20 protein-coding genes are annotated in these 22,215 nt (G+C 72.8%); 10 read left to right on the top strand and 10 right to left on the bottom strand.

The features are described from left to right. The first annotated feature begins 83 nt into the window (after positions 1-83). A complete protein-coding gene (locus BZL64_RS11755; protein WP_086768801.1) occupies positions 84-818 on the top strand; it encodes a class I SAM-dependent methyltransferase in 735 nt (244 codons plus the stop codon). Continuing rightward, positions 815-1,885 (top strand): prenyltransferase/squalene oxidase repeat-containing protein, encoded by a 1,071-nt coding sequence (locus BZL64_RS11750; protein WP_086768799.1) that lies wholly within the window; start codon positions 815-817, stop codon positions 1,883-1,885. The genes BZL64_RS11755 and BZL64_RS11750 overlap by 4 nt, the downstream gene beginning before the upstream one ends. 93 nt (positions 1,886-1,978) lie before the next feature. Here the strand turns inward: BZL64_RS11750 and BZL64_RS11745 are convergent, their stop codons facing one another. Further along, positions 1,979-2,269, bottom strand: coding sequence for a hypothetical protein (locus BZL64_RS11745; protein ID WP_086768809.1), 291 nt, complete (start codon positions 2,267-2,269; stop codon positions 1,979-1,981). Between the two features lie 150 nt (positions 2,270-2,419). Between BZL64_RS11745 and BZL64_RS11740 the strand changes: the two genes are divergently transcribed. From BZL64_RS11740 to BZL64_RS11730, 3 genes are read left to right on the top strand one after another with little or no spacing between them, the layout of a single operon-like run. Continuing rightward, positions 2,420-3,712: a hypothetical protein gene (locus BZL64_RS11740; RefSeq protein WP_086768797.1), complete on the top strand. Its 1,293-nt coding sequence runs from the start codon at positions 2,420-2,422 to the stop codon at positions 3,710-3,712. Next, positions 3,709-5,298, top strand: coding sequence for a vWA domain-containing protein (locus tag BZL64_RS11735; protein WP_086768795.1), 1,590 nt, complete (start codon positions 3,709-3,711; stop codon positions 5,296-5,298). The genes BZL64_RS11740 and BZL64_RS11735 overlap by 4 nt, the downstream gene beginning before the upstream one ends. After that, positions 5,285-6,064, top strand: coding sequence for a hypothetical protein (locus tag BZL64_RS11730; RefSeq protein WP_086768793.1), 780 nt, complete (start codon positions 5,285-5,287; stop codon positions 6,062-6,064). The genes BZL64_RS11735 and BZL64_RS11730 overlap by 14 nt, the downstream gene beginning before the upstream one ends. Before the next feature lie 15 nt (positions 6,065-6,079). Here the strand turns inward: BZL64_RS11730 and BZL64_RS11725 are convergent, their stop codons facing one another. The 4 genes from BZL64_RS11725 to BZL64_RS11710 form a co-directional block, all read right to left on the bottom strand. Continuing rightward, positions 6,080-7,090: an LLM class F420-dependent oxidoreductase gene (locus tag BZL64_RS11725; RefSeq protein WP_086768791.1), complete on the bottom strand. Its 1,011-nt coding sequence runs from the start codon at positions 7,088-7,090 to the stop codon at positions 6,080-6,082. 118 nt (positions 7,091-7,208) lie between these two features. Then, positions 7,209-8,042: a DUF5336 domain-containing protein gene (locus BZL64_RS11720; RefSeq protein WP_086768789.1), complete on the bottom strand. Its 834-nt coding sequence runs from the start codon at positions 8,040-8,042 to the stop codon at positions 7,209-7,211. A 170-nt stretch (positions 8,043-8,212) separates the two neighbouring features. Further along, positions 8,213-9,154: an N-acetylmuramoyl-L-alanine amidase gene (locus tag BZL64_RS11715; RefSeq protein ID WP_086768787.1), complete on the bottom strand. Its 942-nt coding sequence runs from the start codon at positions 9,152-9,154 to the stop codon at positions 8,213-8,215. An 81-nt stretch (positions 9,155-9,235) separates the two neighbouring features. Next, on the bottom strand, positions 9,236-10,741 hold the full coding sequence (locus tag BZL64_RS11710) for an MFS transporter (RefSeq protein WP_167396126.1): 1,506 nt from the start codon (positions 10,739-10,741) through the stop codon (positions 9,236-9,238). Between the two features lie 241 nt (positions 10,742-10,982). On the opposite strand from BZL64_RS11710, the gene BZL64_RS11705 reads away from it, so the two are divergent. Both BZL64_RS11705 and BZL64_RS11700 read left to right on the top strand, forming a co-directional pair. After that, positions 10,983-12,722, top strand: a complete 1,740-nt coding sequence (locus BZL64_RS11705) for an MFS transporter (protein WP_086768783.1) — start codon at positions 10,983-10,985, stop codon at positions 12,720-12,722. Between the two features lie 100 nt (positions 12,723-12,822). Next, on the top strand, positions 12,823-13,473 hold the full coding sequence (locus BZL64_RS11700) for a class I SAM-dependent methyltransferase (protein WP_086768782.1): 651 nt from the start codon (positions 12,823-12,825) through the stop codon (positions 13,471-13,473). Between the two features lie 24 nt (positions 13,474-13,497). Here BZL64_RS11700 and BZL64_RS11695 read toward each other — a convergent pair whose 3' ends face one another. From BZL64_RS11695 to BZL64_RS11685, 3 genes are all read right to left on the bottom strand, one after another. Beyond that, positions 13,498-14,934, bottom strand: coding sequence for a hypothetical protein (locus tag BZL64_RS11695; protein ID WP_244205307.1), 1,437 nt, complete (start codon positions 14,932-14,934; stop codon positions 13,498-13,500). Between the two features lie 151 nt (positions 14,935-15,085). Then, positions 15,086-15,718, bottom strand: a complete 633-nt coding sequence (locus BZL64_RS11690; RefSeq protein WP_086768805.1) for a response regulator transcription factor — start codon at positions 15,716-15,718, stop codon at positions 15,086-15,088. 5 nt (positions 15,719-15,723) lie between these two features. Beyond that, positions 15,724-17,184 (bottom strand): sensor histidine kinase, encoded by a 1,461-nt coding sequence (locus tag BZL64_RS11685; protein ID WP_425276036.1) that lies wholly within the window; start codon positions 17,182-17,184, stop codon positions 15,724-15,726. Between the two features lie 409 nt (positions 17,185-17,593). On the opposite strand from BZL64_RS11685, the gene BZL64_RS11680 reads away from it, so the two are divergent. From BZL64_RS11680 to BZL64_RS11670, 3 genes are all read left to right on the top strand, one after another. Then, positions 17,594-18,451, top strand: coding sequence for a MaoC/PaaZ C-terminal domain-containing protein (locus BZL64_RS11680; protein ID WP_086768780.1), 858 nt, complete (start codon positions 17,594-17,596; stop codon positions 18,449-18,451). Between the two features lie 131 nt (positions 18,452-18,582). Beyond that, positions 18,583-19,659 carry a Zn-dependent alcohol dehydrogenase gene (locus BZL64_RS11675; protein WP_086768778.1) on the top strand — a complete coding sequence of 359 codons (1,077 nt, stop codon included), beginning with the start codon at positions 18,583-18,585 and terminating at the stop codon, positions 19,657-19,659. Positions 19,660-19,668: 9 nt separating this feature from the next. Beyond that, positions 19,669-20,610 (top strand): 3-oxoacyl-ACP reductase, encoded by a 942-nt coding sequence (locus tag BZL64_RS11670; RefSeq protein ID WP_086768776.1) that lies wholly within the window; start codon positions 19,669-19,671, stop codon positions 20,608-20,610. A 105-nt stretch (positions 20,611-20,715) separates the two neighbouring features. Here the strand turns inward: BZL64_RS11670 and BZL64_RS40210 are convergent, their stop codons facing one another. Further along, positions 20,716-20,874: a hypothetical protein gene (locus tag BZL64_RS40210; protein WP_086768774.1), complete on the bottom strand. Its 159-nt coding sequence runs from the start codon at positions 20,872-20,874 to the stop codon at positions 20,716-20,718. A gap of 94 nt (positions 20,875-20,968) precedes the next feature. Then, positions 20,969-22,141: a hypothetical protein gene (locus tag BZL64_RS11660; RefSeq protein ID WP_086768772.1), complete on the bottom strand. Its 1,173-nt coding sequence runs from the start codon at positions 22,139-22,141 to the stop codon at positions 20,969-20,971. Between the last annotated feature and the right edge of the window lie 74 nt (positions 22,142-22,215).

Here is a 22,215-nt window from a genome sequence, read left to right as displayed (position 1 = left end):
CTGCGGGCCCTCCCCGCCCCGGCCGCCTCCCCCGATGCTGTCCCAGACGTTGACGTCGAATCCGATCGCGAAAGCAGGGCCACGTGCTGACCGTCGACTTCTCCCGGTTCCCGCTCGCCCCGGGCGACCGTGTCCTGGACCTCGGCTGCGGGGCGGGACGCCACGCCTTCGAGTGCTACCGGCGCGGCGCCCAGGTCGTGGCGCTGGACCAGAACGGCGAGGAGATCCGCGAGGTCGCCAAGTGGTTCGCCGCCATGAAGGAGGCCGGCGAGGCCCCCGAGGGCGCGACCGCCACCGCGATGGAGGGCGACGCCCTCGCGCTGCCCTTCCCCGACGAGTCCTTCGACGTCGTCATCATCTCCGAGGTGATGGAGCACATCCCCGACGACAAGGGCGTACTCGCCGAGATGGTGCGGGTGTTGAGGCCCGGCGGGCGCATCGCCGTCACCGTGCCGCGCTACGGCCCCGAAAAGGTCTGCTGGACCCTGTCCGACGCCTACCACGAGGTCGAGGGTGGCCACATCCGCATCTACAAGGCGGACGAACTGCTCGGCAAGATCCGCGAGGCCGGCCTCGAGCCGTACGGCAGCCACCACGCCCACGCGCTGCACTCGCCGTACTGGTGGCTCAAGTGCGCGTTCGGCGTCGACAACGACCAGGCGCTGCCGGTGCGGGCGTACCACAAGCTGCTGGTCTGGGACATCATGAAGAAGCCCCTCGCGACCCGGGTCGCCGAACAGGCGCTCAACCCGCTGATCGGCAAGAGCTTCGTGGCGTACGCGACCAAGCCCCACCTGCCCCGAGTGGACGCCAAGTGACGACTCCCCGGACAGAACACCTCGTCCTGGCCGGGGTCCTCACCGCCGAGCAGGCCGCCGACACCGTCCGCGGCATCCTCGCCGAACAACGCGAGGACGGCGCGATCCCGTGGTTCCGCGGGCACCACCTCGACCCGTGGGACCACACCGAGGCCGCGATGGCGCTGGACGCGGCGGGCGAGCACGAGGCCGCCGAGCGGGCCTACGAGTGGCTCGCCCGGCACCAGCACGAGGACGGCTCCTGGTACGCGGCCTACGCCGACGGCGACTTCGCCGACGTCACCGACCGCGGCCGCGAGACCAACTTCGTCGCCTACGTCGCCGTCGGCGTCTGGCACCACTACCTGTCCACCGGCGACGACACCTTCCTGGACCGCATGTGGCCGGTCGTCCACGCGGCCGTCGAGTACGTGCTGCGGCTCCAGCAGAGCGGCGGACAGATCGGCTGGCGCCGCGACGACGACGGCACGCCCACCACGGACGCCCTGCTGACCGGCTCCTCGTCGATCCACCACGCGCTGCGCTGCGCCCTGGCCATCGCCGAACAGCGCGAGGAACCCCAGCCCGACTGGGAGCTGGCGGCGGGCGCGCTGCGGCACGCCATCCGGCGGCACCCGGAACGCTTCCTGGACAAGGCCCGCTACTCCATGGACTGGTACTACCCGGTCCTGGGCGGCGCGCTCACCGGTGCGGAGGCCAAGGCCCGCATCGAGGAGATGTGGGAGCGGTTCGTCGTGCCGGGGCTCGGCGTGCGCTGTGTCGTGCCCAACCCGTGGGTGACCGGCGGGGAGTCGGCCGAACTGGCCCTGGCGCTCTGGGTGATCGGCGAGTCCGACCGGGCGCTGGAGATCCTCCAGTGGATCCAGCGGCTGCGCGACCCGGAGTCGGGGCTGTACTGGACGGGGTACGTCTTCGACGACGCGGCGATCTGGCCGCAGGAGCTGACGACGTGGACCGCCGGGTCGCTGCTGCTCGCGGTCGCCGCCCTGGGCGGCCACGACGCCACCTGCGCGGTGTTCTCCGGCGACCGCCTGCCGACGGGGCTGGACCCCGACTGCTGCGACTGAGGGTGTGGCGGGCCGGGGAAGTCCCCCAGCCGCCGTGGGGGCGCTTTCGAGGGGGTCAGCGGCGGACCCGGCCGCGGGAGCGGCTCCGAAGCGTCAGTGGCGGACCCGGTTGGCGATCGCGTGGCCGATGAACAGGTACACGATCGCCGCCAGGCCGTAGCCCGCCACGACCCGCGCCCACGCCTCGTCGAACGTGAACAGGTCGTGCGACCAGCCCGCCAGCCAGCGGGCCACCTCGTGCACGAACTGCACGAACTCGTTGCCCCGGTTGGCGTCCAGCAGATACATGACGATCCAGAGGCCCAGGAAGAGGGCCATCACGTCGGCGACGGCGGCGATGATCCTGCCGGCGGAATGCGCACCGTTCTCATATCGAGGGGACATACAGTCCGCCTTGCCGCCCGTGACGGGATGAAACACGGCCGGTTCCCGACTCCTCCATTTCCCCCGCGTCGGCTTGGAGTTGAGGGTTCCGGGGGACGTTGTTCGAGGGGATCCTCGATGATCCTGCCCCCTTGAGTGGCAGGAGGGCCGTTGTCCCACTCCGCAAGAGCAGCGATCGAGGAGCCGAGACTCAGCACCCGTCAGGTCCGCCGGCGCCGGGCGCCCCGGCATGTCGTCGTCGCCCTGCCGATCGCGCTGGCCGGCCTGATCGCCCTGCTGATCTCGGGCAACACCCTGCGCCCCTTCGAACGGATCATCACGCTGGAGGCGAGGATGGCCTCCAAGTCGGACTTCTTCAAGGACCCCGAGGTGCGGCGGCTGCTGCTCGGCCACGGCATACGCGTCGACATCCGCCGCCTCGGCTCCCGCGGCATCGCCACCCAGTCCCTGACGGGCACGGACGTCGTCTTCCCCTCGGGGCAGCCCGCCGCCAAGATCATCCTCGACCGGCAGGACCACTCGGTCCGGTCCGTCCGCCCCTTCGTCACCCCGCTGGTCCTCGGCACCTTCCGCGACTACGCCGACACCCTGGTGAAAGCGAAGGTGGCCACCCCCCAGCGGGCCCCCGGCGGCGGCCCCACCCTCTACTACGACCTCGACATGCCGGCGTTCATGGGCCTGCTCGACGGCACCCACGCGGGCCGGGGCGCCGCCGACCAGGACGGCGACGGAAGGACCGAGGGCGCCGACACCTGGAACGGCATCGGCTTCGACAGCCGCGGCCGCAGCAACAGCGGCCGCGTCCTGGTGCGCACCTCCAACGTCTGCGAGTCCAACGCCGCCGGCACCTACCTCAGCCTCCTCGCCTTCGTCGTCAACCGGAACACCACCCCCGGCACCGAGAACGTCAACGACCCGCGGCTCGCCCAGGAGGCGGTCACCGACCTCGCGGCGAGGATCAAACCCCTGATCAGCCTCCAGGGCATGTGGGCCGACGAACAGGCCGACAGCTACCTCTCCGACCTCGGCGAGAGCATCGCCCCCGTCTCCCTCATCTACGAACACCAGTACCTGTCCCACCAGATCGCCCACCACGACAGGACCGGCGAGCAGGACACCGACCGCGTCCTGCTCTACCCCACCCCCTACGCCCTCACCGAACCCCAGCTCATCTCCCTCACCGACCGGGGCGACCGCCTGGTCCGGCTGATCCAGGAGGACGAGGAACTGCGCGACCGGGCCATCGAACTCGGCTTCCGCGTCCGCTTCTCCGGCGAGGACGGCACCAGCGAACGCCTCAACGCCTACCTCGGCGACCACGGCATCCAGGTCCCCGCCGCCAACCCCGACCAGACCAAGTCCTACGAACCCGGCCTGGAGGTCCTGGAGCGCATCATCGACTACGTCGGCACCTGCCCCCCGCCCGTCCAGGACACCCCGTGAGGCGGCCGGCGGCGGCCCTCGGTGCCGGCCTGGTCCTCGCCCTCCTCGCCACCCTCACCTCCGCCTGCACCCAGGACGGCGGTGAACACATCACCCTCCGCGTCCTGGCAAGCCCGGAACTGGCCGACGTGGAACCGCTGCTGGGTGAGCTGGAGGAGGACACCGGGGTCGAACTGAAGCTGGAGTACACGGCGACCGCCGAGCTGGAGGGCCAGCCGCCCGCCGCCGGACGGAAGTCCGCCCACGCCCTGGCCTGGCTCGCCTCCGACCGCTCCTTCCTGCTGCGCCTCCAGGACTCCGCCGGCGGCCTCGTCCGCCCCGAGTCCACCTCGATCATGCGCTCACCCGTCGTCGTCGGCCTCACCCCCGGCGCCGCCCGTGACCTGCGCGGACGTGCCCCCGGCGGCCGGATCTCGTGGGCCGACCTCGCCGACGCCGCCGCCGACGGGACCGTACGCTTCGGGATGGCCGACCCCCGGCGCAGCGACACCGGGCGGGCCGCGCTCGTTGGCGTCGCCACCGCCGCCGCGGGCACCGGCAGCGCACTGCGCGAGGAGGACGTCTCCTGCGACCGGCTGCGCGGCTTCCGCTCCGGGCAGACCCTCACCGCCCCCGGCTCACGGGAGCTGACGGACGCCTACGCCGAGCGCCCGGAGGCCGCCGACGCGCTGATCGCCCACGAGGCCGAACTGCTCTCCCTCAACGCGAGCGGCAGACTGCGCGAGCCCCTGGAGATCGTCCACCCCGACGACGGCATGGTCCTCTCCGACTTCCCGCTGCTCCTCCTCGACCCCGGCGAACGCGAGGCGTACGGCAAGGTCGTCGACTGGCTGCAGAGCGCCGACACCCAGCGCGAGCTGATGCGGCGCACCCACCGCCGGCCCGTCAGCCAGGACGTCGAGCCCACCGCCGAACTGCGCACCTCCGTCGGCAACGCCCTGTCCTTCCCCGACCGGCTGTCCATCGTGCGGCGACTCGTCGACGACTACGGCGACCCGGTGCACACCACCGGCGACCAGGTGGTGTTCCTGCTGGACTTCTCCACCTCGATGCGCGGCGAGCGGATCGCCGCCCTGCGCGCCGCCTTCGCCGGCCTCAGCGGCGCCGACCGCACCTCCACCGGCAAGTTCGCCCGCTTCTACCGCGGCGAACGCCTCACCGTCGTCCGCTTCGGCGGGAGCGTGCTCCAGGAGCGCACGGTCACCGTGCGCTCCGACGCCGACCTCAAGTCCCTCGACCGGATCGTCGCGGGCGGCGGCTTCGACGACGCCACCGCGCTCTGGTCCGCCCTCGACCGCGGCTACCGCATCGCCACCGACGCCGTACGCGCCGCCCCCGAACGGCCCGTCGCCATCGTGCTGATGACGGACGGCGAGAACAACACGGGCCTGTCGTACGCCGAGTTCCTGCGCCGGCACGGCCGGCTGGGCTCCGCCGCCGACGCGGTGCCCACCTTCACCGTCCAGTTCGGAGAGGCCGACGCCGGCGCCCTGAAACGGGCCGCGGCGGCGACCGGCGGTCGCATGGTCGACGCCGGACTCTCCTCGCTCACCGACGCGTTCAAGGAGATCCGTGGGTGTCATTGACAGTCAGTGGTGGAGCCTGTGGTGGCCGTGGCTGGTCGTCTGGGCGGTGACGGCCGGCGCCCTCGCCGTACTCGCCCGGCACGCGCTGGCCCGCCTCGGCCTGCTCCGGCGTCGCCGGCGCGGCGGGCGCATCGTGCACGGCATGGCGTTCTTCCTGCACGAACAGCGGGTGATGGACCTCTACCAGCAGGGTGGCTTCTCCGCCGCGCTGGAGGCGGAGGTCGCCGACCGCACCAATGTCAACGCGGGCGTCGGACTCTTCGCCCGGCTGTCCGGCGGCATGGCCGGCGCCCGCCGTGAGGTGGCCAGGGAACGCGTCACCGCCTACCTCCGGCAGAACACGCCCATCACCGTGATCCGGCTGCTGATGGACACCATGCGCAAGGAGGACGTCGTCGTGCAGGCCGACCTCACCACCGGCGTCGTCACCCCGAACCGCGCCCTCGCCGACACCCTCGCCGACCGGGGCGGCGACCGCAGCGTGCCGCTGACCGCCGTCGGCGTCGGCTCCGCGTTCGTCTCCGTCACCGGCCTGTTCACCGCCCGCCGCGCGGAGAACGGCGACATCGAACTGCGCGCCCGGTACGGCACCGGGGAGCCGGCCGCACAGGTACGGATCACCTGCGAGGCGGCCGGGGTTCGCGAGGGCTTCCAGAACACCGAGTACTTCACCGGGGAGTTCCAGGCCCGCTGCCTCGGCAAGGTCCCCACCTGGAACCGCGAACGCGGCGAACTGACGCTGAACCCGATCGCCGTGTTCCTGTGAAGTCGGGCGTGCCGCCTAGGAGTTGAGTTCGGCCAGGACGCGCAGGGTGTGCGGGTCCGGAGTCAGGACCAGCAGGTCCGTCACGGGACCCGCGCGCCACCGCTCCAGCCGCTCGGCGATGCGCTCGCGCGGCCCCACCAGGGAGATCTCGTCGGCGAACGCGTCCGGGACGGCCAGTACGGCCTCCTCCCGGCGCCCGGCCAGGAACAGCTCCTGGATCCGCCGGGCCTCCTCCTCGTACCCCATGCGGGCCATCAGATCGGCGTGGAAGTTGCGCCGGGCGTGCCCCATCCCGCCGATGTAGAAGCCCAGCATCGCCTTGACCGGCAGCAGCCCTTCCGCGAGGTCGTCGCACACCCGCACCCGCGCCATCGGCGCCACCCGGAACCCCGCCGGCAGCTCCGCCACCGCCGGCCCGTACGCGTCCGGCCGGTCGGGCGACCAGTACAGCGGCAGCCAGCCGTCGGCGATCCGGGCCGTCTGCGCCACGTTCCGCGGCCCCTCGGCGCCCAGCAGCACCGGCAGCCCTGCGCGCAGCGGATGCGTGATCGGCTTCAGCGGCTTGCCGAGCCCGGTCCCGTCAGGACCCCGGTAGGGGTGCGCGTGGAAACGTCCGTCCAGCTCGACGGGCCCCTCCCGCCGCAGCACCTGCCGTACGACGTCGACGTACTCGCGGGTCGCGGTCAGCGGCGAGGCCGGGAAGGGGCGCCCGTACCAGCCCTCGACGACCTGTGGCCCCGACAGGCCCAGGCCCAGCGTCATCCGCCCGCCGGAGAGATGGTCCAGGGTCAGCGCGTGCATCGCCGTCGTGGTCGGTGAACGGGCCGCCATCTGCGCGACCGCCGTACCCAGCCCGATCGTCGAGGTGTGGGCGGCGATCCAGGTGAGCGGGGTGAAGGCGTCCGACCCCCAGGACTCGGCCGTCCACACCGAGTCGTACCCGAGCCGCTCCGCCTCCCGCGCCAGCTCCACATGGCCGGGGGAGGGGCCGCGCCCCCAGTAGCCGAGCGCGAGACCGAGCCGCATGCCTGCCTCCTGACGGTACGTCAGCTGTCCTGGCGGTAGGCGACTGTACGACAACGGCCCCCCGCCCGGAAGGGCGAGGGGCCGCGAGACGCGGGGCCGGCAGGTGCGGGGCCGAGCCTCAGCCGCGCTGGATGCCGGAGGTGTCGCGCAGGACGCCGCGACGGCCGTCCTGGGTCTGGGCCACCAGACCCTGGGCGCCCTGCTCGACGGCCAGGTACCAGGTGCCCGGCGCCAGTTCGGCGATCGGCATGGGCGCACCGTCCTCCGCGTACAGCGGGCGCGGCACCGGCACGGCGAACCAGAACGGCGAGAAGTCGGCGGCCGGCGGCTGCTGCGCCGCAGCGGGCTGCCCGGCCGCGAACGCCGGCTGGCCCGGCTGCTGACCCTGCGGCTGCGGCGGACCACCGAACGCCGACGGCTGCTGCTGCGCGCCCGGGTAGCCGTAACCCGCCGGCGGCTGAGCGCCGTAGGGCAGCGGGGCCGGCGGCTTCGGGGCGGGGACCAGGGCGGCCTGGAGAGCCGGCACCAGGGGGGTGGCGACGGCGGCGGCGGCCAGCAGTAGCGAGGCGATGAGCGCCAGGATCAGGCCCGTACCGGCGTCGGGGCTGTTCGAGGAGTCGCCGACGTTGTCGTAACCGCCGGACGGGTCGAAGATGTTGCCGAGCGCGCTCCACGCGGCGAAGACCGCGAAGGCCACGCCGAACTGGCCGAGGTCCAGGCCGGCGACCTTGGGCACCTGCGGCAGCCCCCGGCTGATGACCACGAGCGCGGCACCAATGATTCCGGCGAGTACGACACCGAAGAGCACCGGCCCGCTGCCCCAGAGGCTCGGCATGTCGTAGCTGTCGGGGATCCCGTCGATCGAGTAGAGATCCAAGAACGACGCGACGAACAGCAACACCGCTGCTCCGATCACCACGCCGTCGCCTCGAGTGAGAGAGCGGATATTCACTTCAGGTCCTTCGTCAGTCGTCTCGTCATCGATACACGCATCGGTAGAGGCGTCGCTGCCACCCTGTCGCCGTCAGGCCCGGGTGGGAAGCGCGGGGGTGGCCTCTCATCGTAGGGACGACACTATCGTCCGCACGATCAGACTGTCCCCGGGGATCAGCGAGCCGGTCACTACCCGCGCAGGAAACTCACGATTCCCTCAGAGATCCCCTGCGCCGCCTTCTGCCGCCAGGCGCCGCTGGTGAGCAGTGCCGCGTCCTTGCTATCGCGCATGTTGCCGCACTCGATGAACACCTTGGGAACCGTTGACAGATTGAGACCGCCCAGGTCCTCACGTGTGACGAGACCGGTACCGTCGCCGACGTAGTTGGAGGGCGAGGTGTCCGTGGACTCCGCGAAGTCGTCCGCGATCAGTTCGCCCAGTTCCCGCGAAGGCGCCACGATGGCGCGGGTGTCGGCGCCGCCCTCGTGCACCGCGCCCGGCAGGATCACATGGAAGCCGCGCTGCCCGGAGGCCGCGCCGTCGGCGTGCACGGAGACGACGGCGTCCGCGGGGGCGGAGTTGCCGATCCGGGCCCGCTCGTCGATGCAGGGGCCGTAGGGCCGGTCGGCGTCCTGCGTCAGCTTCACCGTGGCACCCTGCCGCTCCAGCAGGGTGCGCAGCCGGTGCGCCACATCCAGGGTGAACGCGGCCTCGGTGTAACCGGAGTTGGTGGTGGTGCCGGTGGTGTCGCACTCCTTCTTGTGGGTGCCGATGTCCACCTTGCTGTTGATCTCGGCCGTGTGCGCGAAGTTGGCGGGGTTGTGCCCCGGGTCGATGACGACGACCTTGCCCGCGAGGGCCCCGGCGCCGCCGGGCGCGGACGCCGTCGCGGACTGCGAGGCCGAGGCGCCCGGCTTGTCGTCGGGGTCACCGCCGGCCGACCCCGCGGTGCCGGAGGTCGCCCCCGCGACCCGGCCGGGCCCGCCGTCGTCCGCCCCGCCCAGCGTCTCGAACGCCAGCCAGCCGAGCAGCGCGCCCGGCACGAGCACGGCGAGCACCACGGTGAGCGCGCGCCGCAGCGGGGAGCGGCGGGGACGCGGGGGATCGAAGTCAGGACCTACGTACGACACGCCTGCCACCCTAGCCGGACGTGCCCGACGGGGCCCGGAGGGCGACGGGGCGGGCCGCGCGGGCGGCCGGCCCGCAGGGGATCAGGGCCGTTCCTCAGCTCGGGCAAGGGTCGGGGGCATGAGGTCTGCGCCCGGACCGTCCTGTCCGGGCACGTCCGCCGGCCCCGGCTTCTTCGTCCTCCGCGGCAGCCAGACCAGCATCAGCACCAGTGCCAGGACGAGCACCACCGCACCCGTGCGGAACGCCAGTGCGTACCCGGCCGTGAGTGCCTCGGGCGTGTCCCTTCCCGCCGTGCGTCCCGCGGCCAGAGTGGAGAGGACCGCGAGGCCCAGCGAGCCGCCCATCGTGCGGGAGGTGTTGACCAGGCCGGACACCAGTCCCGCCTCGCCCGGTGCCGCCCCGGCGGTGGCCAGCGAGGCGAGCGGAGTGGCCGACAGGCCCGCTCCCAGCATCATCAGCACACCCGGCAGCATGATCGCGGTGACGTAGGCGCCGTCGGCGGTCATCGTCGACTGCCAGCCGAAGCCCGCCGTCGCCGTCACCGCACCCAGTGCCGCCACCGTGCGCGCCCCGAGCGTCCGCATCAGCCGCGGCGCCAGCTTCGAGCCGAGCACGATGGCCAGGGAACTGGGCATGAGGGCCAGGCCGGCCTCCAGCGGCGTGTAGCCGAGCACGTTCTGCGCGTACAGGGTCATGAAGTACCACATGGAGAACATCGCCGAGCCGCACAGCAGCATCGCCACGTTCGCCGAGGACACCGACCGCCGCCGCAGCAGGCCGAGCGGCATCAGCGGGGCCGCCGTGCGGGCCTCGACGGCGAGGAACAGGACGATCGACGCAAGCCCGGCGGCCAGCGGTCCCAGCGCCGCCGCCGCGGTCCACCCCTCGGCCTCGGTCCGCGAGATGCCGTACGCGACGGTGGCCAGGCCGGCCGTGACGAGGACGGCGCCCGGCAGGTCCAGGCGGCGGCGGTCCCCGACGCGGCTCTCGGGCAGCAGGGCGAGGGCGCCGGCCAGGACGACCGCGCCGACCGGCACGTTGATCAGCAGCACCCAGCGCCACGACAGCAGGTCCACCAGCAGGCCGCCGACGAGCCCGCCCGCGGCGCCGCCACCCGCGCCCACCGCCGTCCAGGTGGCGATCGCCCGTGCCCGCGCGGCGCCCTCCGGCACGGCGGACGTGACGATCGTCAGCGTCGACGGCGCCAGCACGGCGGCGCCGAGCCCCTGCGCGGCTCGCGCGAGCAGCAGTTGCCAGTCGTCCTGGGCGAGCCCGCCGGCCAGCGAGGCCAGCGTGAACAGGGCGAGCCCGACGAGGAACATCCGCTTGCGGCCGTACAGGTCGCCGGCCCGTCCGCCGAGCAGCATGAACCCGGCGAAGGCGATGGCGTACGCGTTCACCACCCACTGGAGCCCGGACACGCTCATGTCCAGCTCGGCCCGCATGGAGGGCAGCGCCACGTTCACGACGGACACGTCGAGGACGACGAGGAACTGCCCGGCGCAGGCGAGCGCGACGACGAGCCAGGCGGGGGAGTGGGTGAGGGAGCCGGTGGGGGAGTGAGCCGGGCGGGAGGCAGAGGGCATGGGTGTCATGGTCTCAACCGCCCTGCACCCCTTGCATCGGGATTTCGACCTAGGGCCGAGGTGCCGCCCGCGCCGCCCTTCCTCAAGAGAAGGTCAAGGTTTCGTTAGTATGCCGAAGCATCGGAATAGTTGCTCATGCATACGGGGTTCACTCTGCACGTATCCGCCGACGTGTCCTGCTCTGCATCCCGCACCGCTCGCCCGTTCGCACCACTCCTCTCAGGCCTGGAGGCCTCGCTCCATGACGCACACGCCGACCGATCAGCCCGGACGCCGGGCGGGCGGTGCCGTCGTCCCCGTGCTCGCCTTCGCGGGCATCGTGGTCGCGGTGATGCAGACGCTGCTGGTCCCGGTCATCAAGGACCTGCCGCAACTGCTGGCCACCTCACCCAGCAACGCCACCTGGGTCCTCACCTCGACCCTGCTGTCCGGCGCCGTCGCCACCCCGATCATGGGCCGCCTCGGCGACCTGTACGGCAAGCGGCGCCTGCTGATCCTCAGCCTCGCCGTGATGGTCGTCGGCGCCCTCGTCAGCGCCGTCACCAGCGACCTCCTCGTCATGATCGTCGGCCGCACCCTCCAGGGCTTCGCGATGGGCGCGATACCGCTCGGCATCGGCCTGATGCGCGACATGCTGCCCCGCGAGAAGCTCGGCTCGGCCATGGCCCTGATGAGTTCCTCCATCGGCGTCGGCGGCGGCCTCGCCCTGCCCGCCGCGGCCCTCGTCGCCCAGCACGCCGACTGGCACGCCCTCTACTACGGCGCCGCCGGCCTCGGCGTCCTCGCCATCGGCCTCACCCTGCTCGCCGTACCCGAGTCCCCGGCCCGCGCCAAGGGCTCCTTCGACCTGCCGGGTGCGATCGGCCTCTCCGCCGGCCTCGTCCTGTTCCTGCTGCCGATCACCAAGGGCAGCGACTGGGGCTGGTCCTCCGGAACCACGCTCGCCCTGTTCGCCGCCTCCGCCGTCGTGCTCGGCCTGTGGGGTGTGATGGAGCTGCGCGTCAAGGCCCCGCTGGTCGACCTGCGCACCAGCGCCCGCCCGGCGGTCCTCTTCACCAACCTCGCCTCGATCATGGTCGGCGTCTCCTTCTACGTCGTCTCCCTCGTCCTCCCCCAGCTCCTCCAGCTGCCCACGAGCACCGGCTACGGCCTCGGCCAGTCCATGGTCACCGCCGGCCTCCTGGTGGCGCCGCTCGGCCTGACGATGATGGTCACCGCGCCGGTCTACGCCCGCCTCTCCGCCAAGTACGGCCCCAAGGTCACCCTGATCCTCGGCCTCCTCATCATCGCGATCGGCTACGGCGCCGGCCTCGGCCTCATGACCGCCGCCTGGCAGAGCCTCGTCATCGCGGTCGTCCTGGGCGCCGGCATCGGCCTCGCCTACTCCTCCCTCCCCGCGCTGATCGTCGGCGCCGTCCCCGCCTCGGAGACGGGCGCGGCCAACGGCCTCAACACCCTGATGCGGTCCATCGGTACGTCGGTCTCCAGCGCCGTCATCGGCATGGTGCTGGCCAACACCGCGAACAACGTGGGCGGCGTCGCCGTCCCCACCATGCACGGCTTCCGGGTCTCCTTCCTGATCGCCACCGGCGCCGTCGCCGTAGGCCTGCTGTTCGCCCTGTTCCTGCCCCGCCGCACCCCCGCGGCGATGCCGCAGCTGCGCGCCAGCAGCGAGGAGGACGCCAACCTCGCGCGTGCCGAAGAGGTGCTGCGCAGCTTCCGCGGCCGGGTCCTGGACGCCGACGGCGCCCCGGTCGCCCACGCCAAGGTCACCCTCATCGACCGCCGAGGCCGCCAGGCCGGCGCCACCCTGTCCGAGGCGGACGGCAGCTACGCCGTCGCCGTCCCCGCCCAGGGCGCCTACGTCCTGGCGGCCAAGGCCACCGGCCACGGGCCCCTCGCCTCCGCCGCGACCCACGCGGGCGACGAGCGCCCCGTCGACCTGGACCTGGCACTGCCCGGCGAGACGGTCACCGCCTGACCCGCGCCACCACGCCACCGCGCCCCCCGTCGGACGACCGACGGGGGGCGCGGTGCATCATGGGCGGGCCCAGACCCACATACCACCGGAAGGACCCCGCATGCCCGCGGCACCCGAGCCCGAGATCCTGGCCGCGTTCGAGGCCGCCAAGGGATTCATGCCTGGCGACGAGGGACTCGCGCTGTACGCCGCCGCGGTCGAGGCCGCCGGTCTGGGACTGCCCCTGCTGGAGGTCGGCACGTACTGCGGGCGCTCGACGATCCTGCTCGCCGACGCGGCCCGGCGGGCCGGGGTCACCGCGCTCACCCTCGACCACCACCGGGGCAGCGAGGAGCAGCAGCCGGGCTGGGACTACCACGACCCGGAGACCGTCGACCCCGAGATCGGCCTGATGGACACACTGCCCGCCTTCCGCCGCACCCTGCACCGGGCCGGTCTGGAGGAGCACGTGGTGGCGTTCGTCGGCCGCTCCCCACAGATCGCCGCCTTCTGGAACTCGCCCCTCGGCCTGGTCTTCGTCGACGGCGGCCACACCGACGAGCACGCCGGCTCCGACTACGAGGGCTGGGCCCCGCATGTCGCCGAGGGCGGCCTGCTCGTCATCCACGACGTCTTCCCGGACCCGGCCGACGAGTTCACCGGCCAGGCCCCCTACCGCGTCTACCTCCGCGCCCTGAAGTCCGGCGCCTTCACGGAGATCTCCGACACCGGCTCCCTGCGCGTCCTGCGCCGCACCGGAACGGGCTTCTAGCCGCTGGCCGCTAGCCCCTGGCCGCTAGCCTTTCGCCGCCCGGCGACGGCGCCCGTACACGGTCACCGCCGCCACGACCGCCAGGACACCCGCGCCGACGGCCACCCAGGTCCCGGGCTCCCGCAGAGGCCGGTACGGCAGGGCCGGGGAGGCCTCCAGCGGGATGGCCGCGACATCGTTGCCGGGCGTGCGGTCGTAGGGGTTGTACGTGCGGATGGTGCCGCGCGCGCCGGGCACCTGCCGGTCGATGCGGACGTGGAAGTCGAGCGAGGTCGTGCCCCCCTCGTGCCGAGCCTCCAGGAACCGGTCGCCGCCGATCTCGCAGACGAACGCCCCACCGGGCGTCCCCGGCCGCTCACACGCCCACTCTCCGCCCCCGTCCTCGAACGTGAAAGGGATCGAGGTGACCGTGGTGCCCTCCGGCGGGACCACCTCGAAGCGGCCCAGCGACTCGTCGCCGAGGATCCTGCCGGGCCCGAGGTCGCGCACCCCGAGCCGGACCTTCACCGTGTCCCCGACCCGGCCCCGTACGGTCGCGGTCACCGGGCGGTAGTCGGCCTGCACGGTGGTGGTGACGCCGAGGGTGCCGTCACCGGAAGCGAAGCCCTTGACGGCGGTGCCCACGAGAGTGAGCGCGGCACCGGTGCCACGGACGGTGTAGTCGGCCGGCTTCTGCGGGGCCGACGACCACGTGTAGACCAGCGAGCCCGTCAGCTTCTGCGGCAGGGCCGTGTAGACCAGCGGGGCGCTCGTGCGGTAGGCGGTGCCCGCCGCGGCCTTCGTCGGGAACACGCACCATGCGGAGGAGGGCAGCGGGCCCGGGTAGTAGCAGTTGCTGTACCGGGTCGTCAGCGCCAGCCCCTCGACATCGACCTTGAGGGCGACGCCGAGGGCCGCCGGGAAACGGGAGTTGTTGGCGAAACCAGGTGTGACCGCCGCCGGCTTTCCCGTCCTCAGTCCGCTCACGCCGGGATGCGCGCCGGGCCCGTGCAGCGCCGGTCCGCCCACGGTCATCCGGGTGGTGCCGGTGACGGAGGGAGCGTTGTCGGCGCTCGCGGTGTAGGTCACCGTGCCGCTCGCACCCGGCTCCACGCCGTCCACACCGTGCAGCGTGAAGGGCGCGTTGCTCTCACCGTCGCCGTTCTGCAGGTCGCCGTAGACGCAGGTGAACACCGGTCCGCCGCCCGTGCAGTTGCCGTAGCCGCCCTTCACCGCGCGGGCGACGCCCGCCAGGCCGGAGGCGTCCACGACGACCCTGACGCGACGGGCCGGCCCCCCGTCGCTCGCCTTGACGGCGACCGGCACCACGAACTCGCTGTTGGAGGCGCCGGAGCCTTCCTCGGCGTTGTACATGACGAAGGTTGACGGCGCTTCCAGCCTCAAAGCGACCTCGCCGGAACCGTCCGCCGCGACGGCCTCGGCGGGCGCGACGGTCGTGACGGCGGTCACGAGGGCCGTCATGAGGGCGGTCACGAGGGTGGCGGCGAGACGTATTGTCAGGGCAGCCCCGGATCTTCCTGTCGGTATGCGCTGTATGTGCCGTATGCGCCGTGTACGTCGAATCCGTGTGCGTCGGAACATGCGGGCACTATGCCAGCGGGCTCCGCGCCGCTCAGAGCCAGCCCTGCTGCCGTGCTTCCCGCATCGCCTCCGCACGGTTGCGGGTGCCGGTCTTGCCGATGGCCGCCGAGAGGTAGTTGCGGACCGTCGACTCCGACAGATGCAGCTTCGTGGCCACATCGGCGACGGTCGCGCCGTCGGCGGACGCTCTGAGGACATCGCACTCACGGGTCGTCAGCGGGCTCGGCCCGACACTGAGGGCGGCTGCCGCCAGCGCCGGATCGACCACCGTCTCCCCGGTCAGGACCCGGCGGATGGTGGCCGCCAGCTCCTCCACGGGACCGTCCTTCACCAGGAACCCGGCGGCGCCTGCCTCCATGGCCCGCCGCAGATAGCCCGGCCGGCCGAAGGTGGTGAGGATCAGCACCCGGCAGTCGGGCGCCTGCTCGCGCAGCTCGGCGGCGGCGTCCAGGCCGCTGATGCCGGGCAGCTCGATGTCGAGGAGGGCGACGTCAGGGCGGTGCAGGAGGGCCGCGTCCACGATCGCGTCGCCGGTTCCGACCTGCGCCACCACCTCGATGTCCGGCTCCAGCCCCAGCAGCAGGGCCAGCGCCCCGCGCATCATGCCCTGGTCCTCCGCGAGCAGAACCCTGATGGACTTGGCGGGCCGATGGTCACGGGGCATCTCGTTCACGGCCCCAGCGTAGGACCGGCGGGCCCCGACGGCACCGCCCCGGCGACCGGCTTCACCAGCGAGGAAGCCGAGCCTGCCCCGCCCGGGTACGGCCGCGGCCCGTCCCCGGGTGCGCCCGCCCCGTACGGCTGCCGGGCGCCGGCCGGGTCCGCCGCCCCGTCCGACTGGCCCGTGTCCGCCGGGAGTTCCGCCGTGACGGTGAAGCCGCCGTGCCGTGCCGGGCCCGCCGTCAGGGAACCGCCCGCCGCCGCGAGGCGCTCACGCAGCCCGGTCAGACCGGTCCCGCAGCCCACCCCGCGCAGGGGGCCGTCCGTGCGGGAGGTATCCGTGCGGGAGCCGTCTGTTCTGGAGCCGCCCATTCCGGGTCCCTCTGTCCCCGTTGCCGTCCTCGTCGTTCCGGTGCCGTCGTCGGTGACCGTCAGCCGCACGCGCTCGGCCGTGCCCGTCACGGTGATCTCGCAGCGCCCGGCGCCGCTGTGCCGGACCACGTTGGTGACCGCCTCGCGCACCACCCAGCCCAGCAGGGCCGCCGTCTTCGGGGCGAGCGGGGGACCCGACCGGCCGACCACCGGCTCGACGCCCGCCGCGGTCAGGGCCGAACGGGCCCGGTCCAGCTCGGTGGCGAGACTGCCCTCGCGGTATCCGGTGACCGCCTCGCGGATCTCGGTCAGCGCCTGGCGGCCCACCGCCTCTATGTCCGTGACCTGCGCGAGGGCCGCGTCGAGGTCCCGCTCCGCGAGCCGCCGGGCCGCCTCGGACTTCACCACGATCACCGACAGGGTGTGCCCGAGCAGGTCGTGCAGGTCACGGGAGAACCTCATCCGCTCCTCCTCGACCGCCCGCCTGGCCAGCTCCTCACGGGCGGCTCGCAGTTGCCGTACCGCCTCGCTGAGGGACAGGATCGCGGCCGTCACCATCGTCGACAGGAGGGTGCCGTAGGCGATGTTCACCGCGTCGCTCCAGCCGTTCCGGAACACGGCGGCGGCGCCGGCGACCAGGGCCAGTGCGAGGCCGACCGGGCCCAGCCAGCGTCCCCGCATGCTGGCACCCACGGCCAGCCCCAGCAGTGGGAAGAAGCTCATCCAGCTGCCGCCGTAGCCCAGGGCCAGAGCACCGGTGACGACTGCCATGAGTGCCAGGGCCAGCCGGGTGGAGGGAGCCTCCCGCTTCTCCCGGACGAAGCTGCGGAACACGACGTAGATGTAGAGCGAGTTGAAGGTGAGCACGCCCAGGCCGCCGATCCACGGGTTCGCCTCGCCCTGGAGGAGGTTCGAGAACGCGCCCATGCCCAGCAGCAGCCACGGCAGTAGTGAGTAGCCGGACGGCGGCGGGCCCGGATGCTCGGGCACCTCACCCGTTCTGCGCCATTCCCGCATCGCTTCCCGGTCCCGGACACGCTCGGCCCTCCGCCGCGCATGCTCCTGCCACTGACAGGCCGCCCTCGCCTGCCAACTCACCTGCCAACTCGACTTCCGGCTTGCCTTCCGGCCATGCGGCCAGTTCTTCCCGCGGCGCATCCCCGGTCCCCCTTCGTCGGTCCCCCGTGGGTCCTCGCCCACTGCTCCGAAACGCTACGCACCCACCCCAGCCCGCCGGGAGATCCAGTTGTACGGACCCGGGCAGGACAAATGTCCCAGGACGCGGACCCGGCTTACCGCGAGACGCCGTGCGACGCCGTGCGACACCGTGCGACGCCGTGCGACACCTGACCTGACGAACCGTCAGGAGCCTTCACAAGTGCCGGGCGCTCGGCTATACAGAGGGGCGCCGGACTGGAACGCGTTCTAGATCCCGCCCGTTGACGACCTCGGTGCGGCCGACGGTGCGGACGGTCGCACCGAGGTCTTGAGACCCGCCAGGAGCCCCATGCCCATCGACGCAGCCAAGGCCCTCGCCGCCGAACCCCGGACCGGCGAGATCACCTGGGACCGCAAGGACGTCCTGCTCTACCACCTCGGCGTCGGCGCGGGCGTCCCCGCCACCGACCCCGACGAACTGCGCTACACGCTGGAGTCCCGGCTGCACGTCCTGCCCAGCTTCGCCACCGTCGCGGGCTCCGGCTCACCCGGTGTGATCAGCGGACTGTCCATGCCCGGCGTCGATGTCGACCTGGCCCGCGTGCTGCACGGCGGCCAGTCGCTGACCCTGCACCGCCCACTGCCCGCCGAGGGCACCGCCACCGCCACCAGCCGTATCGCGGCCGTGTACGACAAGGGCAAGGCCGCCGTCCTCGTCATGCGCACCGAGGTCACCGACGCGGACGGCCCCCTGTGGACGAACGACGCCCAGATCTTCGTCCGTGGGGAGGGCGGCTGGGGCGGCGACCGGGGCCCCTCCGCCCGGCTCGACCCCCCGGCGGGCGACCCCGACAAGACCGTCGAACGGCACATCCGCGAGGACCAGGCCCTCCTCTACCGTCTCTCCGGCGACTGGAACCCCCTGCACGCCGACCCCGACTTCGCAAAGGCCGCCGGCTTCGACCGGCCCATCCTCCACGGCCTGTGCACCTACGGGACCACCCTCAAGGCGGTCGTCGACACCCTGCTCGACGGCGACGTGACGCGGGTGCGCGCCTACGCCACCCGGTTCGCCGGTGTCGTCTTCCCCGGGGAGACCCTCCGCATCCGCATGTGGCGAGGCGAGGGGGAGATCAGGATCGCGGTGAGCGCCGCGGAGCGAGCGGACGCGCCCGTGCTCGCCGACACGATCGTCGAACATTCCTGAACCCGTCGCACCCGCCGTACCCGTTGCACCCGCCATACCCGCCGTACCCGTTGCATCCGCCGTACCCGCCGTACCCGCCGTACCCGCCTGAATCAGCCAGCATCCGAGGGGACCCCGAGGGGAGCCGCACCATGCGCGCAGCCGTACTGCACGAGATCGGCCAGGACAAGCTGGAGATCCTCGACGACGTCGAGGCGGTGGGCTTCGGCCCCGGCAGGGTGAGGATCCGGGTGCGCGCCACAGGCCTGTGCCACTCGGACCTGTCCGCGATGAGCGGGGTGCTGCCGCAGCCCGCGCCGTTCGTGCCCGGCCACGAGGGTGCGGGCGAGATCATCGAGGTGGGCGAGGGAGTCACCCGCGTGAAGCCCGGCGACCGGGTCGTCGTGTGCTGGCTGCCCGCCTGCGGTGTCTGCCCCGCCTGCCGGCGCGGCCAGACCGAGCTGTGCCTGGCCGGATTCATGAACGCGGGCACACCCAACTTCCGTCGCCCCGGCGGCGATCTCTTCGGCTTCGCCGGTACCGGCACCTTCACCGAGGAGGTCGTGGTCGACGCCGGCTGTGCCGTCCCCATCCCCGATGACGTGCCCTTCGACATCGCCGCGCTCATCGGCTGCGGGGTGACCACGGGGCTGGGCGCCGCGCTCAACACGGCGGACGTGGAGGCCGGTTCGTCGGTCGCCGTCATCGGCTGCGGGGGAGTGGGTGTCTCCGCGATCCAGGGTGCCCGGCTGAAGGGCGCCGCCGAGATCGTCGCCGTGGACCCGGTCGCCGCGCGCCGGGAGGCCGCCCTCAAGTTCGGTGCCACGGAGGCGGTTTCGCCCGAGGGCCTCGCCGACGCCAAGCAGCGGATCACCGGCGGTGAGGGCTTCGACTACGTCTTCGAGGTCGTCGGCCGCTCCACCACCGCCCGTACCGCCTACGAGGTCACCCGCCGCGGCGGCACCCTGGTCGTCGTCGGCGCCGGCGCCATGGACGACTTCCTCCAGCTCAACATGTTCGAGCTGTTCTTCGACGAGAAGCGGATCCTGCCCTCCATGTACGGCGGCGGTGACGTCCTGCGCTCCTACGAGCGCACGATCGCCCTGTGGCGGGCCGGGCGGATCGACCTCGCCGGACTGATCACGCACCGCGTCCCGCTCGGGGAGATCAACGAGGCCCTCGACCAGATGCGCACCGGGGTCGCCCTGCGTACCTGCATAGAGATCTGAGGACGCGTCATGTCGCTTCCTCTCGCAGGCCGTACGGCGATCGTCACCGGTGCCGGACGTGGGCTGGGCCGGGCCGAGGCGCGGGAACTGGCCCGGCTGGGCGCGGCCGTCGTCGTCAACGACTACGGCCGGCCCGGCCGCGACGGCTCGGGCGAAGCCTCGGCCGCCCCCGCCGAGGAGGTCGCGCGGGAGATCCGTACGGCCGGCGGCACCGCGCTCGCCCACACCGGGGACGTCTCCGACTTCGCCGCCGCCCGTGACCTCGTCGACCTGGCGATCACGGAGTTCGGCACGCTGGACATCCTCGTCAACAACGCGGGGATCCTGCGCGACCGCATGGTCTTCTCCATGACGGAGGAGGAGTGGGACTCGGTGATCCGCGTCCATCTCAAGGGCCACTTCAACACCACCCGCTTCGCCGCGGCGCACTGGCGCGAACGGTCCAAGGCGGCGGGCGGGCCCGTGTACGGGCGGATCGTGAACACCTCCTCGGAGGCGTTCCTCGCGGGCTCCGCCGGACAGCCCAACTACGCGGCGGCCAAGGGTGGAATCGTCGGCCTCACCACCTCCACGGCCCTCGCGCTCGCCAAGTACGGCGTCACCGCCAACGTCATCTGTCCGCGCGCCCGCACCCGGATGACCGAGGACGTCTTCGCGGGCCTCGGCCGCCCCGACGAAGGGCTCGACCCCCTCGCCCCCGAGCATGTCGCCCCGCTCGTCGGCTACCTGGCCTCGCCCGCCGCCGCCCGGGTCAACGGGCAACTCCTCGTCGTGCACGGCGGGATGGTCGCGGTGATCGAACGACCTCGCGTGCAGGCCACGTTCGAGAGCAAGCAGGAGACCTTCAGTCACGAGGAGCTGGACGCCGTGCTGACCCCGCACTACGCCGAACGCCCCGAAGGAGAGACGTTCGCGGCGACGGAGGTGCTGGGCCTGCGCCGGGAACGGTGACGGAAGCCGGTGTCAGAATCCGGAAACCGGAAACCGGCGACCGCAACAGACATGGGCCCCGTCCGTCGTCGCGACGGACAGGGCCCAGACGTAACGGACGGTCGGTCAGACAGTCACGCCGGCCTTGTCCTCGGCCGGCTTACGGTGCCGGCCGAGGGGAGCGGACTCGCCTTCGTGGGACGAGACCGGGCCGCGGTGCCGGCCGTGACCGGTGTCCTCCTGTGTGTCGGCGGACCACGGCTGCATGGTGCTTGTGTCGCTCATCTGAAGTGTTCACCCCGTCAACATGATCTTTTTCAGCCGGGAAAGCTTATCCGGCGGACCTCGGGGTGAATCCAGGCGGCCACGCCAACCGCCACTACTTCGTTACAAGCCGTGCCAGGGGCGCCTGTTGGAGCGGGACGGGCCGGGGCGCGACAGGTTCCGGAGCTTCCGGTTCCAGGGCGTCGGCGACGGCATCGACGGCGGCATCGGAGGAGCCGCCGCCCCGCGGCAACCCGCCCGCCGACGGCACGGCCAGCCGCGCCACCCCGCACGGCTCCGCCTGCGTCGCGTACGGCAGCCGCAGCACCCCGTCCTCCGTCCACAGGCCGCTGCCCGCCAGCCACCCGTCCGGCGCCGCCAGTTGATGCAACCGCCGGTCCGCGGGACGCCACACGCCGACCCAGCTGCCGAACGGTCCGTCGATGCGCAGGCCCACCGCGCAGCTCTCCGGCTGCAGGACCTGGCCCGGCTGGATCGCGAACGGCGTCAGCGCCCGGTCGGCGAGCCGCAGCGACTCTGGGAAACGCACCGGCAGGCTGCTGCCGAGCACCCCCCAGCCGAGCCGGGGCTTCCCGGGCGACGGCGCGTCCGAGCTGATCAGCAGGAGCCCGCTGTCCGGGTCCGCGAGCAGCAGCCGGTCGTCGCTGCCGGCGGCGATCTGGAGCAGCGGGGACACCTCGCCGCCCCGCTCCAGGTCCACCACGATCGCCTTCGTACGGCCGCCGACCTCACGGTCGAGGGCCAGCATGCGGCCCCTCCGGTCCAGCCACACCCCGCCCGAGCAGCGGCCCGGGATCTCGGCGAGGTGCTCGGGGCCGAAGGCGCCGCCCGCCACGAGCCACAGCGCGGTCGAGTGCCGGCCCACGGCGACGGCGTACGCCCGCTGCCCGCAGGGGGCCGGCGGCAGCAGCCGCAGGACGGTGTCCTCGTCCGGGCACTCGACCGCGCCGAGCAGCAGTTCGCCCGTGCCGGGGCCGGTCGGGTACAGCAGCGAGAACGCGTGCCGCCGCTGGGACAGCCGGCGGATCAGGACCCGCCCGTCGGCCATCGGCTGCACCTCCGTGCCGGGCTCCTCCGGCTGGTGGGCGGGGAGCGGCACGGCGTACGGCTCGGGGCCGTCCAGAGTCCAGCGCTCCGGGAACCAGGAATCGCCGTCGCGGGCGAGACGTGCGGCGTAGGTGCCGTCCGCCGTGATCGCGCAGGGCGCGTCGGGCGTCGGGTCGTCGTCCCCGTTCTCCGCGGTGGGTTCGATCGCACAGGCCGTCATGGTTCGGTCACCTCCGCCGACGAAGCTAGTTTTCGTACGCACGGGCGGGGCGGCGGCGGAGGTGACCGAACCAT

The sequence above is a fragment of the Streptomyces bobili genome, assembly GCF_002154575.1.
GTDB classification, from domain to species: Bacteria; Actinomycetota; Actinomycetes; order Streptomycetales; family Streptomycetaceae; genus Streptomyces; species Streptomyces bobili.
This window is presented reverse-complemented; position numbering and strand designations above follow the sequence as displayed.

What these genes read in the sequence shown, in the direction of transcription:
- BZL64_RS11745 (WP_086768809.1), bottom strand. Translation starts at nt 2,269, where the DNA reads ATGTCCCCTCGATATGAGAACGGTGCGCATTCCGCCGGCAGGATCATC.
- BZL64_RS11725 (WP_086768791.1), bottom strand. Translation starts at nt 7,090, where the DNA reads ATGCGGCTCGGTCTCGCGCTCGGCTACTGGGGGCGCGGCCCCTCCCCC.
- BZL64_RS11710 (WP_167396126.1), bottom strand. Translation starts at nt 10,741, where the DNA reads ATGCCCTCTGCCTCCCGCCCGGCTCACTCCCCCACCGGCTCCCTCACC.
- BZL64_RS11705 (WP_086768783.1), top strand. Translation starts at nt 10,983, where the DNA reads ATGACGCACACGCCGACCGATCAGCCCGGACGCCGGGCGGGCGGTGCC.
- BZL64_RS11700 (WP_086768782.1), top strand. Translation starts at nt 12,823, where the DNA reads ATGCCCGCGGCACCCGAGCCCGAGATCCTGGCCGCGTTCGAGGCCGCC.
- BZL64_RS11695 (WP_244205307.1), bottom strand. Translation starts at nt 14,934, where the DNA reads ATGACGGCCCTCGTGACCGCCGTCACGACCGTCGCGCCCGCCGAGGCC.
- BZL64_RS11690 (WP_086768805.1), bottom strand. Translation starts at nt 15,718, where the DNA reads ATGCCCCGTGACCATCGGCCCGCCAAGTCCATCAGGGTTCTGCTCGCG.
- BZL64_RS11680 (WP_086768780.1), top strand. Translation starts at nt 17,594, where the DNA reads ATGCCCATCGACGCAGCCAAGGCCCTCGCCGCCGAACCCCGGACCGGC.
- BZL64_RS11675 (WP_086768778.1), top strand. Translation starts at nt 18,583, where the DNA reads ATGCGCGCAGCCGTACTGCACGAGATCGGCCAGGACAAGCTGGAGATC.
- BZL64_RS11670 (WP_086768776.1), top strand. Translation starts at nt 19,669, where the DNA reads ATGTCGCTTCCTCTCGCAGGCCGTACGGCGATCGTCACCGGTGCCGGA.
- BZL64_RS40210 (WP_086768774.1), bottom strand. Translation starts at nt 20,874, where the DNA reads ATGAGCGACACAAGCACCATGCAGCCGTGGTCCGCCGACACACAGGAG.
- BZL64_RS11660 (WP_086768772.1), bottom strand. Translation starts at nt 22,141, where the DNA reads ATGACGGCCTGTGCGATCGAACCCACCGCGGAGAACGGGGACGACGAC.